This is a genomic window from Thioalkalivibrio sp. ALJ4, assembly GCF_000377225.1.
Classification (GTDB): Bacteria; Pseudomonadota; Gammaproteobacteria; order Ectothiorhodospirales; family Ectothiorhodospiraceae; genus Thioalkalivibrio.
Genome location: NZ_KB897918.1, coordinates 76,588 through 89,727, shown reverse-complemented (window position 1 = coordinate 89,727; position 13,140 = coordinate 76,588). Strand labels below are relative to the sequence as shown.

Genomic DNA, 13,140 nt, shown 5'->3' with positions numbered 1-13,140 from the left:
GTGGCTGGCCCCGGTTCAGCAACCGGTGGACCGAAGGCACCACAAACTCCTGAGAGCGAACCCGGCGAAGCTACCCAAAGGCCGAGGGCTACTCCGCCGCCTTCAGGGCCTGTACGCGGTCGAGCTGCTGCAGGCGTCGCCAGGCAAGGAAGGCGGTCAGACTGGCCGCGACCAGGATGCCGAGTGCGGCGAAGCCGTAGGCCTGCGGCGTAATCACCAGCGGCACGCGGAACAGGTCCATCGCAAAGGCCTGGTTCAGCAGCCAGGCGAAGCCCGTGCCGGTCAGCCAGGCGACCGGGATCGCCGCGAGGGTCAGCACTGCGATCTCGCCGAGCAGGATCCAGCTGACCTGGCCGCGCGAATAGCCGAGCACCTCCAGCGTGGCCAGGTCGCGGGCGCGCTCGGCATAGGTGATGCGTGCGTTGTTGTAGGTCACGGCAAAGGCAATGGACACGGCCAGCGCGACGAACACCATCGCGAACACGATGATGGTCTCGCCGATGTACTGGCGGATGTTGCGCTCGGCCTCCGCGATCAGACCAACGCTGGCGACCCGCGGGCGGTCGGACAGGCTGCGGAACAGCGCATCCTCCTGTGCGCGGTCGGTCAGCAACCAGGCACCGGAGACCGCCGGGCCCTCGCCGATCAGGCGGTTCAACGCCGGGCGGTACATATAGGCCCCGACACCGATGGGCTCCTCCACCACACCGGCCAGCGGCACCGAGACGGTGCGGCGGCGCCCCTCCAGGATCTCCACCTCCACCGGGTCGCCCACGCGCAGCCCGAGCTGTTCGGCCAGATAATCCGTCAGCAGGATGCCCTCGTCCGGCAGTCGCCCGCGCCCGCCGCCCATCGGCAGTTGCCGCAGGCGCGGTTCGGCGTCCAGCCCCAGCAGGCGCACGCGCTCCTCGCGGTTCACGCCGACCAGCCGCACCGGTACCGCGCGGAAGGTCTCCACCGCCAGCACGCCCGGCTCGTGACGCAGCTCGCCGGCCGCGCGCGCCGGCACGGGATCGGTGAACTGCAGGTCGATATCCATCTGCAGCACCTGCCCGTACTGGGTGTCCAGCATCTGGGTCACCGCGTTCAGCTGGTAGGCGCCCATCAGCAGCAGCCCCCCGGACAGGCCAATGCCGATCACCGACAGCACGGACTTGAGCCGGTGGCGCGCGAGGTTGCGCAGGATGATCCGGGTCGGCTGGTCGAACGCGCCCCAGGCCGCCGAGCGCTCCAGCCAGCCGCGGTGAAAGCGCTCCGGGGCCGGCGGGCGCATGGCCTCGGCTGGTTGCATGCGCACCGCCTGCCACACCGCGCGGAAGGTGCCAAGCATCGCCGCGCCCATGGCCACACCCACCGCCAGCACCATCACCCAGCCCTGCAGGCGAAAGCTCATCTCGGGGAAGCGGAAGTATTCGGCGTAGATCCCGGCCAGGCCCTGTGCGGCCCAGGCCCCGAACGCGAGCCCCAGGGCGCAGCCCACCAGCACGATGCCCCCGGTCAGCAGGGCATAGTGCCCGGCGATCGAGCCGTTGCCGTAGCCGAAGGCCTTGAGCACGGCAATCGGCTCGCGCTGGGAACGGATGATGCGACCAACAACGACGTTCAGCAGAAACGCCGCGACGGCCAGAAAGATGGTCGGCAGGATCGCCGCCTGCGCCCGCAGCTGGGTCAGCTCCTCGGACAGAAAACGATGCGAGAACTGATCGTCGCGGCCATAGGCCCCCATGCCGCCGTAGCGCGCCAGCTCCCGGTCAATCGCCTCGATCACGGGGGCCGGGTCCGCACCCGCCTCCAGGCTTACGGCCACCGAATTGAACGCCCCCTCCATGCCGTAGGCGGCGGCCAGCGCGCGGCGGTTCATCCACAGGATGCCGTAGCGCTCGTAGTCCGGCAGCAGGTCGGTGGGGCTGATCTGGTAGACAAACTCCGGCGACAGCGCGATGCCGCTGATCTGCAGATCGGTCAGGCGCCCGTCGATGATCGCGCGCAGGGAATCGCCGGCCCGCAGCTCGTGGGCCTCCGCGAAGGCCTCGCTGACGACCACTTCGCGCTCGCGCCCGGCCTCCGGCAGCCGCCCCTCGCGCAGATAGAGCCGGTTCAGCAGTGGCTCGCCGCCGTCCGGTATGGAGAGCACCGTGCCGCGGATCGGATCGTCAAAACCGGCGACCTCCAGGCGCACCGGGGCCTGCACCCGGGTCTCGATCTGGTTGATCCCCGGCGTATCGCGGAAGCGCTCCACCGCGCTCTCCGGCGCGCGCGTGATCTCCGCGAATACATCGGCGAACTGGTATTCCGAGTAGAAACGGTCCTTGGTGATCGTCAGGGCGTCGAGGCTGGTCACGGCGATCACCAGGGTCATTACGCCGCTGGCGATCACCAGTGCGATCGCCGCCGCCTGCCCCTTCAGGTGGCCGAGGTCACGCAGGATCTTGCGGTTCAGCGCGCGCATGGTCGGCCGCGGTCGCTACCAGTGCAGCTCGGCCGGCGACTGGCGCGTGGCGTTTTCGTGGATCTCGCTCACGCGCCCATCGCTCAGGTGGATCACCCGGTCCGCCATCTCGCCGATCACCGCGTTGTGAGTGATGATCGCCACCGTCGTGTCCAGGCGCTCGTTGATGTGCTGCAGCACCTCCAACACACGGATACCGGTCTTCGAATCCAGCGCGCCGGTCGGCTCGTCGCACAACAGCACGGCGGGCTGCTTGGCGATCGCGCGGGCGATGGCCACGCGCTGTTGTTCGCCACCGGAGAGCTGCGAGGGGAAGTGGTCCATGCGGTCCTTCAGCCCGACCAGCGCCAGCGCCTCCTCCGGTGGCATCGGGTCACGCGAGATCTCGGTGACGATCGCCACGTTCTCGCGCGCGGTCAGGCTGGCGATCAGGTTGTAGAACTGGAACACGAAGCCGACATGGTCGCGGCGAAAGGCCGTCAGCGTGCGCTCGGAGGCCTGCGCCAGGTCCTGGTCGCGGTAGCGCACCTCGCCCTCGGTCGCGGTGTCCAGCCCGCCCATGATGTTCAGCAGCGTCGACTTGCCGGAGCCCGAGGCCCCCAGCATCACCACCAGCTCACCGGTGTACAGCTCCAGGTCCACTCCGCGCAGGGCGTGGATGGTCACCTCGCCCATGCGGTAGACCTTGGTCACCCCCGCCGCGCGGAAGATCGTCTCCCGCGTGGCCACGGGGGCCGGGGACGCGCTCATGCGGGAGCGGCCACCAGGTGCGTGGTTTGCGGTGCCGAGGCCCCCGGCTCGGGCGCGCTCGGCAGGATGCCGCCCTCGCCATCCAGGCTCATGGACCACAGGCTCAGCAGCAACAGCAGAATGATCAGGATCGGGATCAGGACACGTGGTTTCATCGGACAGGCCCTCGCTCGCGACAGTACCCCCAATGCTGCCACAAAGCCTCCTGCACGGCGTCGCCAAAAGCAGCGCCACCGCCCCGCCCCGGCCAGGCCAGGCCAACGTCGGGGTTACGCCCGGAGATCGCCACGTCGCCTTCGGCTCCTCGCGATGACGTTGTTTCCTGTCCCGTTATTGCGAGGCCCCTTCAGGGGCCGTGGCACAAACGCGCGCAGCGCGTTGAATGGCCGCAGGCCGGCCCGCATGGAGAGCGAAGCGAATAATCTCCTGAGGCTGTCAGCCAGGGCGAATCGTGGACGCCCCGCCAGCTTTCGGAGGTTGCTTCGTCGCTGCGCCCCTCGCAATGACGGGGGGGCAAAAGCAAAGTCATTGCGAGGAGCCGAAGGCGACGTGGCAATCGGCCAAAGCTGTCTGCACGCAGGAACAGGTGGCTTCGACCGGAGATCGCCACCTCGCTTCGCGACTCGCGATGACGGTGGCACGAACGGCGTCGCGGGGGCCCCCGATTTGTTGTTTTGCGCCCAAATATTTACCCTATGCGCACCGTCCGGCCTGCCGCAGACGCGCCGAGCATCCCGAAATCGCGCGCCGCAGAGCCGTTTTGGCACCACAAGCGGTGCCATGCCAACCCGTTTCAACAACGCAAGGAGTCAACATGTCCGCACTCATCTGTGGGTCCATCGCGTACGACACCATCATGGTGTTCCCCGACCGCTTCAAGAACCACATCCTGCCGGACAAGGTGCACATGCTGAACGTGTCCTTCCTGGTCCCGGACATGCGTCGCGAGTTCGGCGGGTGCGCCGGCAACATCGCCTACAACATGAAGCTGCTGGGCGGCGAGCCGACCATCATGGCCACCGTCGGCGGCGACTTCGCCCCCTATGCCGACTGGATGGACAAGCACAGCATCTCGCGCAAGCACATCAAGGAGCTGAACGACACCTACACCGGTCAGGCGTTCATCACCACGGACCAGGACGACAACCAGATCACCGCGTTCCACCCGGGCGCAATGGGCTTCTCGCACCAGCAGAAGGTCACCGAGGCCGACGGCATCAAGGTCGGCATCGTCTCCCCGGACGGCCGTGACGGCATGATCGAGCACGCCCAGCAGTTCGCCGAGGCCGGCATCCCGTTCATGTTCGACCCGGGCCAGGGCCTGCCGATGTTCGACGGCGACGACCTGAAGCGCTTCATGGAACAGGCGACCTATGCCGCGTTCAATGACTACGAAGCGCAGCTGACCTCCGACCGCACCGGCCTGAGCCTGGAGCAGATGGCCGAGATGGTCGACGCAATGATCGTCACCCGCGGTGGCGAGGGCTCCGACATCTACACCGGCGGCAAGAAGATCACCATCCCGTCGGTCGAACCGGCCGCGATCAAGGACCCGACCGGCTGTGGCGACTCCTACCGCGCCGGCATCCTGTTCGGCCTGGAACAGGGCTACGACTGGGAAACCACCGGCCGCATCGCCTCGCTGATCGGCTCGATCAAGATCGCCCACTCCGGCACCCAGAACCACCACTTCACCGCCGCCGAATTTGCCGACAAGTTCGAAAAGGCCTTCGGCTACCGCTACTAAGCGACCTCACGCCGCCCCGGGCACTCCGCCCGGGAACGCAAAAGGCCCGGCCCGAGTTTCCTCGGTCCGGGCCTTTTTTGTGGATGGCACCCGCTCCGACCCCTGCCCCGTGGGAGCGTGCTTGCACGCGAAGCCCCTGCCTGCGCCCGGCTCTGGCAGGGGCTTCGCCGCCAAGGCGGCTCCTACAATAAGAACTGTGACTCCAGGGCTAGTCGCGCTGGTAGGTGCCGACCAGGCGGTTCATCCCGATCACGTGGGGCTCGGCACGCTCCAGGAACTGCCAGAGCGTGAGGCCGGCGGGGAGCTGCAGGTCGCGGTCCAGCGCCAGCAGCCAGAAGAAATAATGATGCTTGCCGTGGCCCTCGGGAGGCATCGGGCCGCCGTAGCCGGTGCCGCCAAAGTCGTTCTCGCCGACATCGCCCAGCTTCGCCGCCTCGGGCAGGCCGTCGGTATCCGGCGGCAGGTTGTACAGCACCCAGTGCACAAAGCCGTAGGTGCCGGACTTGATCAGCGGGGCATCCGGATCATGGCAGATGACGGCCAGCGAACGCGTCTCCTGCGGAAGGTTGCTCCACTTGAGCGCTGGCGAGGTGTCCTCGCCCTCGCCCGTATGGCGCTTCGGGATCGGCTGGCCAGGACCGAACGCGGAACTGGACAGCTGCAGGTCGGACAGTGCAAAACCCATCGCCAATCTCCTGATCAATGCGTACCCGCCACCCTAACGCGCGCCCCGGGCCCGCACCAACCGGTTGCAGCCGCCCGCCGTCACGCGGATCATCGAGGGCATGCTGAATGCTGTAAAACGCTGGCTGGGCCGAGAAGACCCCCTAACCGGGGCTGCGCGCGCGATCGACCGCGGCCGCTCGGGGATCGAGACCGTGCTGGGCCTGCCCCACCGCCTCGCCGTACCACTGTTGCGCCGCCACTTTGGCGAGGCGGTGCATCCCTCCGACGAAGAATTCCGCGAGACGGGGCAGAACGGGTACTGGTCCCTGCCCACGCCCGGTTCGGAGTTCGAAGTCCGCCTGTTCGGCGACGATACCGGGCGCGTCACCGTCGGTACGGTCCGCGGCACGAACGTCTATTCGGGGCTGGTGGTGATCAGCGAATGGTCGCCGGAACACCCAGTGGCCGTGTGGCAGGTGCGCCTGGAAGAGTCGGCCACGGAGTCCGCCCGAACCCTGCACGACTTCCTGCTGAGCGACGCCTCTTCCTAGCGACCCGACGATGGACGATCACGAACAGTCGATTTCGCTCGTACTGGGAAGCGGCGGCGCCCGCGGCCTGGCGCAGATCGGGGTCATCCGCTGGCTGGAGGAGCACTCCGACTACCGCATTCGCTCCATCTCGGGTGCCTCCATGGGCGCCCTGATCGGCGGCATCTACGCAGCGGGCAAACTGGACATCTACGAGGACTGGGTAAAGACCCTTCGCCGTCAGGATGTCTGGCGGCTGCTGGACTTCTCGTTTCGCGGTGCCGGGCTGATCCGGGGCGACCGCCTGATCGGCAAACTGCGCGACATGCTGGGCGACATCGACATCGAAGAGCTGTCGATCTCCTTTACCGCGGTGGCCACCGACATCGAGCGCGAACGCGAGGTCTGGCTGAACTCCGGCTCGCTGTTCAACGCCATTCGCGCCTCCATCGCCATCCCCACCGTGTTCACCCCGGTGCGCCATCGCGGACGGCTGCTGGTGGATGGCGCCCTGCTGAACCCGGTACCCATCGCGCCGACCCTGAACGACCACACCGACATCACCGTGGCCGTCAGCATGAACGGGCGCATGGGCGACGAACTCACGCGCGTCACCCGCCCCAATGCCTTCGATGACGTCGAGGCCGAAAAACTGGGACGCAGCCGCCTGAATCAGCGGCTGCAGGACGTATTGCCGGACCGGGTCGGCGGCTGGCTACAGGACTGGCCAGGCAAGCTGGGCCTGGGCTCCACGACCGACGGCATGAGCCGCGCGCAGGAGGCCCGAGCGCTCAGCATGATCGACGTCGTCTCCCACTCCATTGAGGCCATGCAGGGCTCGATCGCGCGCTTTCGCATCGCCGCCTACAACCCCGAACACCTGATCGAGGTGCCCGTAAACGCCTGCGGCATCTTCGACTTCCACCGCGCCCGCGAGATGATCGAACTCGGCTACCACCTCGCCGAACGCAGCCTGGGGGACCAACAACGCTAGCCCGCCTTTGTAGGAGGCCAGCCCTCTGGCCGATCCGGCGCCGGCAAAACCCGTCGGCCAGAGGGCTGGCCTCCTACAGGAAAGGCGAAACGGCCTGCTCAGTGCTTGAAATGCACGAACAGGCGGCCGTGGTTCTTCGAATCCTTCTCCACCCGATGGTAGCGCTGCTTGATCTCCGGCTGCTGCAGGAAACGCAGCACGCGCTTTTTCAGTTGCCCGCTGCCCTTGCCGTGGATGATCTCCACCGTCTTGATGCGCTTGTCGCAGGCCTCTTCGATTGCGCCGTTGAGCGCCGCATCGATCTTGCGCCCGTTACGAAAGCACTCGTGCAGGTCGATGGACAGTCGTGACATCGCTAACCAGCGGCGCTCAGTTCACCGTCACCACGATGCAGCGCGCCAGCTGCTGCACCTTGTGCGACACACTGCCGGCCAGCAGTCCCTGCAACCCGCCCAGCCCGCGCGAGCCCATCACAATCATGTCCACATCGTGGTACTCGGCCTGCTGCAGGATCACCTTCGCGGGCGAGCCGTCCTCGATATGATGGCCGATATCCGTCACGCCCAGCTCGGCGAAGTACTCGTGCGCCTGTTCCACCAGCTTTTTCGCTATGTCGCGCAACACCTTGGGCGGCACCGCGGATCCAATGGCTGCACCGCCGACCGCCAGGGGCGGGTCGTCCGGATCGGGCAGCTCCGACAGCTTGCGGATATGCGGCGGCACCTCGCCCTGCAGCAGCACGCTGACCAGCACCACCCGCGTCTGATACTTGGCGGCCAGATCCGCTGCCACTTCCACCGCGCGCCAGGCGTTGGCCGAGCCGTCCACCGGCACCAGCATGGTCTTCAGTTCCATCGGCTCCGCGCTCCTCGTTACAGGCCATCGCGCTGGCCCAGTGCCCCAGCCTGCCAGAGTCGCCGCGCCACCGCATCCGCGTGTCGTCTGCGCCCGTCAACGCCCTATACTCGGGACAACACAGCCCCGGAAGAACCCATGACACGACTGTTCGAGAAGACCTACCCGCAACCCGGCACGGCCCCGGGCCACGGGGTGCACGCTCACGAACACCCTCACCCTTCCGAGGCCGTAGTTTCCGCCTGGCACTACCACAACGAACAACTGAACTCCCAGGACCCGGAAACCGTGATGCATGAAGGTGCGCCGGTGGACGGATTCGTCTGGCTGCACTTCCAGGGCACACCCGGCCCACGCCAGCTTCAGCAACTGGCCGAGGCCTTCGGGCTGCACCCGCTGGCGCTGGAGGACGTACGCCATCGCGGCCAGCGCCCCAAGCTCGACTACTTTGGCGATTATGCGGTGATCATCCTCAACCAGCCGCAGCTGGACGGCGATAGCGTGCGCCTGGAGCAGTTCAACCTGTTCGTGCACCCGCAGTTCGTGATCAGCGTGCACAGCGGCGAGACCGACCCGTTCGAGCCCATCCGCCAGCGCATGCGCGGCACCAACCGCAACTTCAACCGCCTGGGAACCCCGTACCTGGCCTATGCCCTCATGGATGTCGTCGTGGACCAGGCCTTCCCGCTGATGGAGAAACTGGGCGACCGCATCGAAGACCTGGAAGAACGCGTGCTCTCGCAGCCCAACCACGACACCCTGAGCCGCATCCATGTCGTGCGCCGCGAGCTGCTGGTGCTGCGCCGCCAGCTCTGGCCCACGCGCGACGTGATCACCCGCCTGATGCGCGACGACCAGGACCCGTTCGGCCCCGAGATGATGCCCTGGCTGCGTGACGTCCACGATCACACTATCCAGATCATGGACCTGCTGGAGTCCTACCGTGACATGGCCTCCAGCCTGATCGAGGCCTACCTCTCGGCCGTGAACCAGCGCTCCAACGACGTGATCCGCGTGCTCACCATCATCGCCACCATCTTCATCCCGCTCACGTTCATCGTCGGCATCTACGGCATGAACTTCGACCACCCCGACAGCCCGTGGTCGATGCCCGAGCTCTACACCTATTACGGCTATCCCGTACTGCTCGGCATCATGCTCGCCATCGTCCTCGGCATGCTCTACCTGTTCCGCCGCCGCCGCTGGCTGTAACCCCCAATCACCTGCAGGAGGCCAGCCCTCTGGCCGATAGGATTCTGCCTGCGCCGGATCGGCCAGAGGGCTGGTCTCCTGCAACCCTTACCCCGTCACTCCAATGGGGACAATAGCGGGCCGGAACATGGTAAGCCTATGTCTTGAAGCGCCTTTTGGGTTCCAGGATCGGGCCTTGTCTCTTGCGCCTGGTCGGTCCCGAGAACAAACGGCCAGGTGTGATCCCGTGGTGTCTACGGTGTACAGAGACTGTCATGCCGCGGACCATCCTGGACCGAGCGGAGGCCAATACTCTCGCGCATCAGATCCAGCAGGCCATCGACCGCAAACGGATCTTCAGGCTCGAACATCGCTCCCACGCCGTGCTCATCCAGCCGCATCACGATGCAATGCCAGACGTGGGCCCGGTCATCCCCGGACTCCTCCGGGCTCACGGTCAGCCGCAGTCTCGTATTTTTCGAGACAACCGAATCCGTCAGTTCCAGATACAACCCGCTAAGGCTGACATCGCGGACCCGGCCGCTTGCTCTGTACTCAGAGTCGCCGGCCAGAGTCTCCACCTCGGCTTCCACACGGACGGCCCTGCGACGCCCCTCTCGAAGATCCATTATCTAACTCCCGTCTTGGCCCCATCGGGCACTGGATTGTCGTTTCGCGGCCCCAGACTCTAATGCATCCGGATAGGGAGTTAACGGTGCCGGACACTCCGGGCACCAAGACTCAAGACGGGATAAGGCTACGGTAGTAAATTGAATTCAATAGGTTTTATACAGAGCAGTGGCAGTTTTGTGGTCCTGTAAGGCGCGTTTAGCTCCAGAAATTCCCCCCGGGGTACCAGGCACGGCCAGCCCCCCAGCGAATGGGAAAAAGTGCGCCCACCGTTCTGTTGGCAGACCACCTGCCGCATCAACTCCGAAGGTGGTGACAGCGGGAGGCAAGGGGCACCGGATGGCATACGCTTCACTCGGCCGCCAACCCCAGCCCGTTCGGTGCCGCTACCCACCATGCTGCTCACGTTGCGGATCGTGTTCGCCCTGCTGGGCCTTGGCGTCGCGCTGATGCTGTGGCACGCAAGGCAGGTGTTTTCGGTCGAGTTGTGCGATGGCGGCGGCATGCGCGCGACCGGATAGCGGGTCGCTCCCGCCGATTGCCGCGGCCCCTGCGGGACCTTGCAATGACGGGTAAGAGAAGCACCGTCATGCGAGGAGCGCAGCGACGTGGCGATCCCCCTGGGCGGCCCGGGCGTCGGGGGCACGCCGAGAGGTTTCGCACTGCGCAACAAAAAGGCGCCCGGGATAACCCCGGGCGCCTTTTGATCTGAACCGGGCGAACCGCCCGGCTCGGGCCTTACTGCTGGTACTGCTCCAGGTCGAAGCGGTCGGCGTTCATGACCTTGGTCCAGGCCTGGATGAAGTCCCTCACGAACTTCTCCTCGTTGTCATCCTGGGCGTACACCTCGGCGTAGCTACGCAGGATGGAGTTGGAACCAAACACCAGGTCGATGCGGCTGGCCGTCCACTTCACCTGATCGCCCTGGCGATCGCGCACCTCGTACACGCCGTTGCCCGCGGGCTGCCAGGCGTAGGCCATGTCGGTCAGGTTGACGAAGAAGTCGTTCGTCAGCTGACCTTCACGGTCGGTGAACACACCATGCTGGCTGCCACCATGGTTGGTGCCCAGCACGCGCATACCGCCGATCAGCACGGTCATCTCCGGCGCGGTCAGCCCCATCAACTGGGCCCGGTCGAGCAGCATCTCTTCCGGCTTGACCACGTAGTCCTTCTTCAGCCAGTTGCGGAAGCCATCGGCCAGCGGCTCCAGCGGCTCGAAGGAGTCGGCGTCGGTCATCTCGGCGCTGGCGTCACCCCGGCCCGGGATGAACGGCACCAGCACATCGTGACCGGCCGCCCGGGCCGCCTGCTCGATGCCCACGCTACCACCCAGCACGATCAGGTCGGCCACGCTGGCCCCGGTCTCGGCGGAGATCTGCTCGTAGACCTTGAGCACACGGGCCAGGCGCTCGGGCTCGTTGCCTTCCCAGTCCTTCTGCGGCGCCAGGCGGATGCGGGCACCGTTGGCACCACCGCGCATATCGGAGCCACGGAAGGTACGGGCGCTGTCCCAGGCGGTCGCGACCATCTCGGCAATGCTCAGCCCGCTCGCGGCGATCTTCTGCTTGGCGGCCTCCACGGAGTAGTCGGTGTTGCCGGCCGGCACCGGGTCCTGCCAGATCAGATCTTCCTCCGGCGCGTCCGGCCCGATGTAACGGGTCTTCGGGCCCATATCGCGGTGGATCAGCTTGAACCAGGCGCGGGCGAAGCAGTCCTTGAAGTACTCGGCGTCCTTGCGGAACGCGTCCATGTACTTGCGGTAGACGGGGTCCATCTTCATCGCCATATCCGCATCGGTCATGATCGGGTTATGGCGGATGGACGGATCCGTGGCGTCGACCGGCTTGTCTTCCTCCTTCATGTCCACCGGCTCCCACTGCCAGGCGCCGGCCGGGCTCTTCTTGAGCTCCCACTCGTGGTCGAGCAGGGCTTCGAAGTAGCCCATGTCGAACTGGGTCGGGTTCTTGGTCCAGGCTCCCTCGATGCCGGAGGTGATGGCGTTCGCGGCCTTGCCCTGCATGTTGGGGTTCTTCCAGCCGAAGCCCTGCTCCTCGACATCGGCGCCTTCCGGTTCCGGCCCCAGCGCGCCGGCATCGCCGTTGCCGTGGCACTTGCCCACGGTGTGGCCGCCGGCGGTCAGTGCCGCGGTTTCCTCGTCGTTCATCGCCATGCGGGCGAAGGTCTCGCGCACCTGCTCGCCGGTCTTCAGCGGATCAGGCTTGCCGTTGACCCCTTCCGGGTTCACGTAGATCAGACCCATCTGCACGGCCGCCAGCGGGTTCTCCATGGTGTTGGGCTTTTCGACGTCGCCGTAGCGCTCGTCGGAGGGCGCCAGCCACTCCTTCTCCGCCCCCCAGTAGGTGTCCTTCTCGGGGTGCCAGATGTCCTCGCGTCCGAAGGAAAAGCCGAAGGTCTTCAGACCCATGTTCTCGTAGGCCACATTACCGGCCAGGATGATCAGGTCGGCCCAGCTAATCTTGTTGCCGTACTTCTTCTTGAGCGGCCACAGCAAGCGGCGCGCCTTGTCCAGGCTCGCGTTGTCCGGCCAGCTGTTGATCGGCGCGAAGCGCTGGTTGCCGGTGCCACCGCCACCCCGGCCATCGGCGATCCGGTAGGTACCCGCCGCATGCCAGGACATGCGGATCATCAGCCCGCCGTAGTGACCCCAGTCAGCCGGCCACCACGCCTGGCTCTCGGTCAGCAGCGCGTGCATGTCCTTCTTCAGGGCCTCGAAGTCGAGCTTCTTCACCTCTTCCCGATAGTCGAAGTCCTCGCCCATCGGGTTCGTCTTGCGGTCATGCTGATGCAGGATGTCCAGATTTAGCGACTCCGGCCACCACTCCGTGACGGAGTGGCCCTCGGTGGTCTGGCCACCGTGCATGACCGGGCACTTGCCCATGTTCTGCTGCTCACCCATGTCGTTCTCCATGTTCGCTGCGTTGAGCGTGTTCGTTCGTCTTTCGGAAACCGCCATCCGTCTACACGGCAATGGCTTTCTTTAGGGCCGCGAGCCATTCCACTCCGGATTCCAACCGGCCGAAGAACGGCTTGCTGCCCGTCTCTCTATGAAGGTAGGCCCCAGGCGTCATGGGTACCAGTTGAGATTGCCCATCCCGGCGATAGCCAGCGGTTATCGCGTCAACGAGTGCTGAGGATTGCGCGCAGAGCGCAACGGCCAATGCAGGCCCTCACCAATATCCCTGTCCCGCTCACCTTCATCATCCACAGATGCAGTTACCCAGTCCGACCAGCACACCCGCCACCCGTTCATCCCGAACTCCCCGCACCGCCCATCTCGGCACCCCGAGCACTACGCAACGGATCCC

13 protein-coding genes are annotated in these 13,140 nt (G+C 66.0%); 5 read left to right on the top strand and 8 right to left on the bottom strand.

The features are described from left to right. Positions 1-88 precede the first annotated feature (88 nt). The 3 genes from C936_RS0106625 to C936_RS15015 are packed head-to-tail and all read right to left on the bottom strand — an operon-like array spanning position 89 to position 3,354. Positions 89-2,449, bottom strand: coding sequence for an ABC transporter permease (locus C936_RS0106625; protein ID WP_018174575.1), 2,361 nt, complete (start codon positions 2,447-2,449; stop codon positions 89-91). Between the two features lie 15 nt (positions 2,450-2,464). Further along, positions 2,465-3,199 (bottom strand): ABC transporter ATP-binding protein, encoded by a 735-nt coding sequence (locus C936_RS0106620; RefSeq protein WP_018993140.1) that lies wholly within the window; start codon positions 3,197-3,199, stop codon positions 2,465-2,467. After that, on the bottom strand, positions 3,196-3,354 hold the full coding sequence (locus tag C936_RS15015; RefSeq protein ID WP_018138054.1) for a hypothetical protein: 159 nt from the start codon (positions 3,352-3,354) through the stop codon (positions 3,196-3,198). The genes C936_RS0106620 and C936_RS15015 overlap by 4 nt, the downstream gene beginning before the upstream one ends. 659 nt (positions 3,355-4,013) lie before the next feature. On the opposite strand from C936_RS15015, the gene C936_RS0106610 reads away from it, so the two are divergent. Next, on the top strand, positions 4,014-4,946 hold the full coding sequence (locus C936_RS0106610; RefSeq protein WP_018174573.1) for a carbohydrate kinase family protein: 933 nt from the start codon (positions 4,014-4,016) through the stop codon (positions 4,944-4,946). A gap of 208 nt (positions 4,947-5,154) precedes the next feature. Here C936_RS0106610 and C936_RS0106605 read toward each other — a convergent pair whose 3' ends face one another. Next, positions 5,155-5,631, bottom strand: coding sequence for a YbhB/YbcL family Raf kinase inhibitor-like protein (locus C936_RS0106605; protein WP_018174572.1), 477 nt, complete (start codon positions 5,629-5,631; stop codon positions 5,155-5,157). A 100-nt stretch (positions 5,632-5,731) separates the two neighbouring features. Here C936_RS0106605 and C936_RS0106600 point away from each other — a divergent pair, with 100 nt between their 5' ends. Together C936_RS0106600 and C936_RS0106595 are read left to right on the top strand one after the other, a co-directional pair. Then, positions 5,732-6,163 (top strand): hypothetical protein, encoded by a 432-nt coding sequence (locus tag C936_RS0106600; protein WP_018862951.1) that lies wholly within the window; start codon positions 5,732-5,734, stop codon positions 6,161-6,163. Positions 6,164-6,173: 10 nt separating this feature from the next. Further along, positions 6,174-7,136: a patatin-like phospholipase family protein gene (locus C936_RS0106595; protein WP_018174571.1), complete on the top strand. Its 963-nt coding sequence runs from the start codon at positions 6,174-6,176 to the stop codon at positions 7,134-7,136. Between the two features lie 98 nt (positions 7,137-7,234). On the opposite strand, the gene C936_RS0106590 is transcribed toward C936_RS0106595, so the two are convergent. Together C936_RS0106590 and C936_RS0106585 are read right to left on the bottom strand one after the other, a co-directional pair. Further along, positions 7,235-7,489: a Smr/MutS family protein gene (locus tag C936_RS0106590; protein WP_018138049.1), complete on the bottom strand. Its 255-nt coding sequence runs from the start codon at positions 7,487-7,489 to the stop codon at positions 7,235-7,237. A 16-nt stretch (positions 7,490-7,505) separates the two neighbouring features. Continuing rightward, positions 7,506-7,991 carry a universal stress protein gene (locus C936_RS0106585; RefSeq protein ID WP_018138048.1) on the bottom strand — a complete coding sequence of 162 codons (486 nt, stop codon included), beginning with the start codon at positions 7,989-7,991 and terminating at the stop codon, positions 7,506-7,508. Positions 7,992-8,129: 138 nt separating this feature from the next. Here C936_RS0106585 and corA point away from each other — a divergent pair, with 138 nt between their 5' ends. Then, positions 8,130-9,203 (top strand): magnesium/cobalt transporter CorA, encoded by a 1,074-nt coding sequence (gene corA / locus C936_RS0106580; RefSeq protein ID WP_018174570.1) that lies wholly within the window; start codon positions 8,130-8,132, stop codon positions 9,201-9,203. Between the two features lie 233 nt (positions 9,204-9,436). On the opposite strand, the gene C936_RS0106575 is transcribed toward corA, so the two are convergent. After that, on the bottom strand, positions 9,437-9,811 hold the full coding sequence (locus tag C936_RS0106575; RefSeq protein WP_018138046.1) for a PilZ domain-containing protein: 375 nt from the start codon (positions 9,809-9,811) through the stop codon (positions 9,437-9,439). 396 nt (positions 9,812-10,207) lie between these two features. Here C936_RS0106575 and C936_RS15100 point away from each other — a divergent pair, with 396 nt between their 5' ends. After that, positions 10,208-10,333, top strand: a complete 126-nt coding sequence (locus C936_RS15100; protein ID WP_018138045.1) for a hypothetical protein — start codon at positions 10,208-10,210, stop codon at positions 10,331-10,333. Positions 10,334-10,550: 217 nt separating this feature from the next. Here the strand turns inward: C936_RS15100 and katG are convergent, their stop codons facing one another. Then, complete coding sequence (gene katG / locus C936_RS0106565; RefSeq protein ID WP_018174569.1) at positions 10,551-12,743, bottom strand: catalase/peroxidase HPI; 2,193 nt, start codon at positions 12,741-12,743, stop codon at positions 10,551-10,553. Positions 12,744-13,140 lie beyond the last annotated feature (397 nt).

Coding starts and splice junctions, on each gene's coding strand:
- corA (WP_018174570.1), top strand. CDS start 8,130: ATGACACGACTGTTCGAGAAGACCTACCCGCAACCCGGCACGGCCCCG.
- C936_RS0106625 (WP_018174575.1), bottom strand. CDS start 2,449: ATGCGCGCGCTGAACCGCAAGATCCTGCGTGACCTCGGCCACCTGAAG.
- C936_RS15015 (WP_018138054.1), bottom strand. CDS start 3,354: ATGAAACCACGTGTCCTGATCCCGATCCTGATCATTCTGCTGTTGCTG.
- C936_RS0106600 (WP_018862951.1), top strand. CDS start 5,732: ATGCTGAATGCTGTAAAACGCTGGCTGGGCCGAGAAGACCCCCTAACC.
- C936_RS15100 (WP_018138045.1), top strand. CDS start 10,208: ATGCTGCTCACGTTGCGGATCGTGTTCGCCCTGCTGGGCCTTGGCGTC.
- C936_RS0106595 (WP_018174571.1), top strand. CDS start 6,174: ATGGACGATCACGAACAGTCGATTTCGCTCGTACTGGGAAGCGGCGGC.
- C936_RS0106620 (WP_018993140.1), bottom strand. CDS start 3,199: ATGAGCGCGTCCCCGGCCCCCGTGGCCACGCGGGAGACGATCTTCCGC.
- C936_RS0106585 (WP_018138048.1), bottom strand. CDS start 7,991: ATGGAACTGAAGACCATGCTGGTGCCGGTGGACGGCTCGGCCAACGCC.
- C936_RS0106605 (WP_018174572.1), bottom strand. CDS start 5,631: ATGGGTTTTGCACTGTCCGACCTGCAGCTGTCCAGTTCCGCGTTCGGT.
- C936_RS0106575 (WP_018138046.1), bottom strand. CDS start 9,811: ATGGATCTTCGAGAGGGGCGTCGCAGGGCCGTCCGTGTGGAAGCCGAG.
- C936_RS0106590 (WP_018138049.1), bottom strand. CDS start 7,489: ATGTCACGACTGTCCATCGACCTGCACGAGTGCTTTCGTAACGGGCGC.
- katG (WP_018174569.1), bottom strand. CDS start 12,743: ATGGAGAACGACATGGGTGAGCAGCAGAACATGGGCAAGTGCCCGGTC.
- C936_RS0106610 (WP_018174573.1), top strand. CDS start 4,014: ATGTCCGCACTCATCTGTGGGTCCATCGCGTACGACACCATCATGGTG.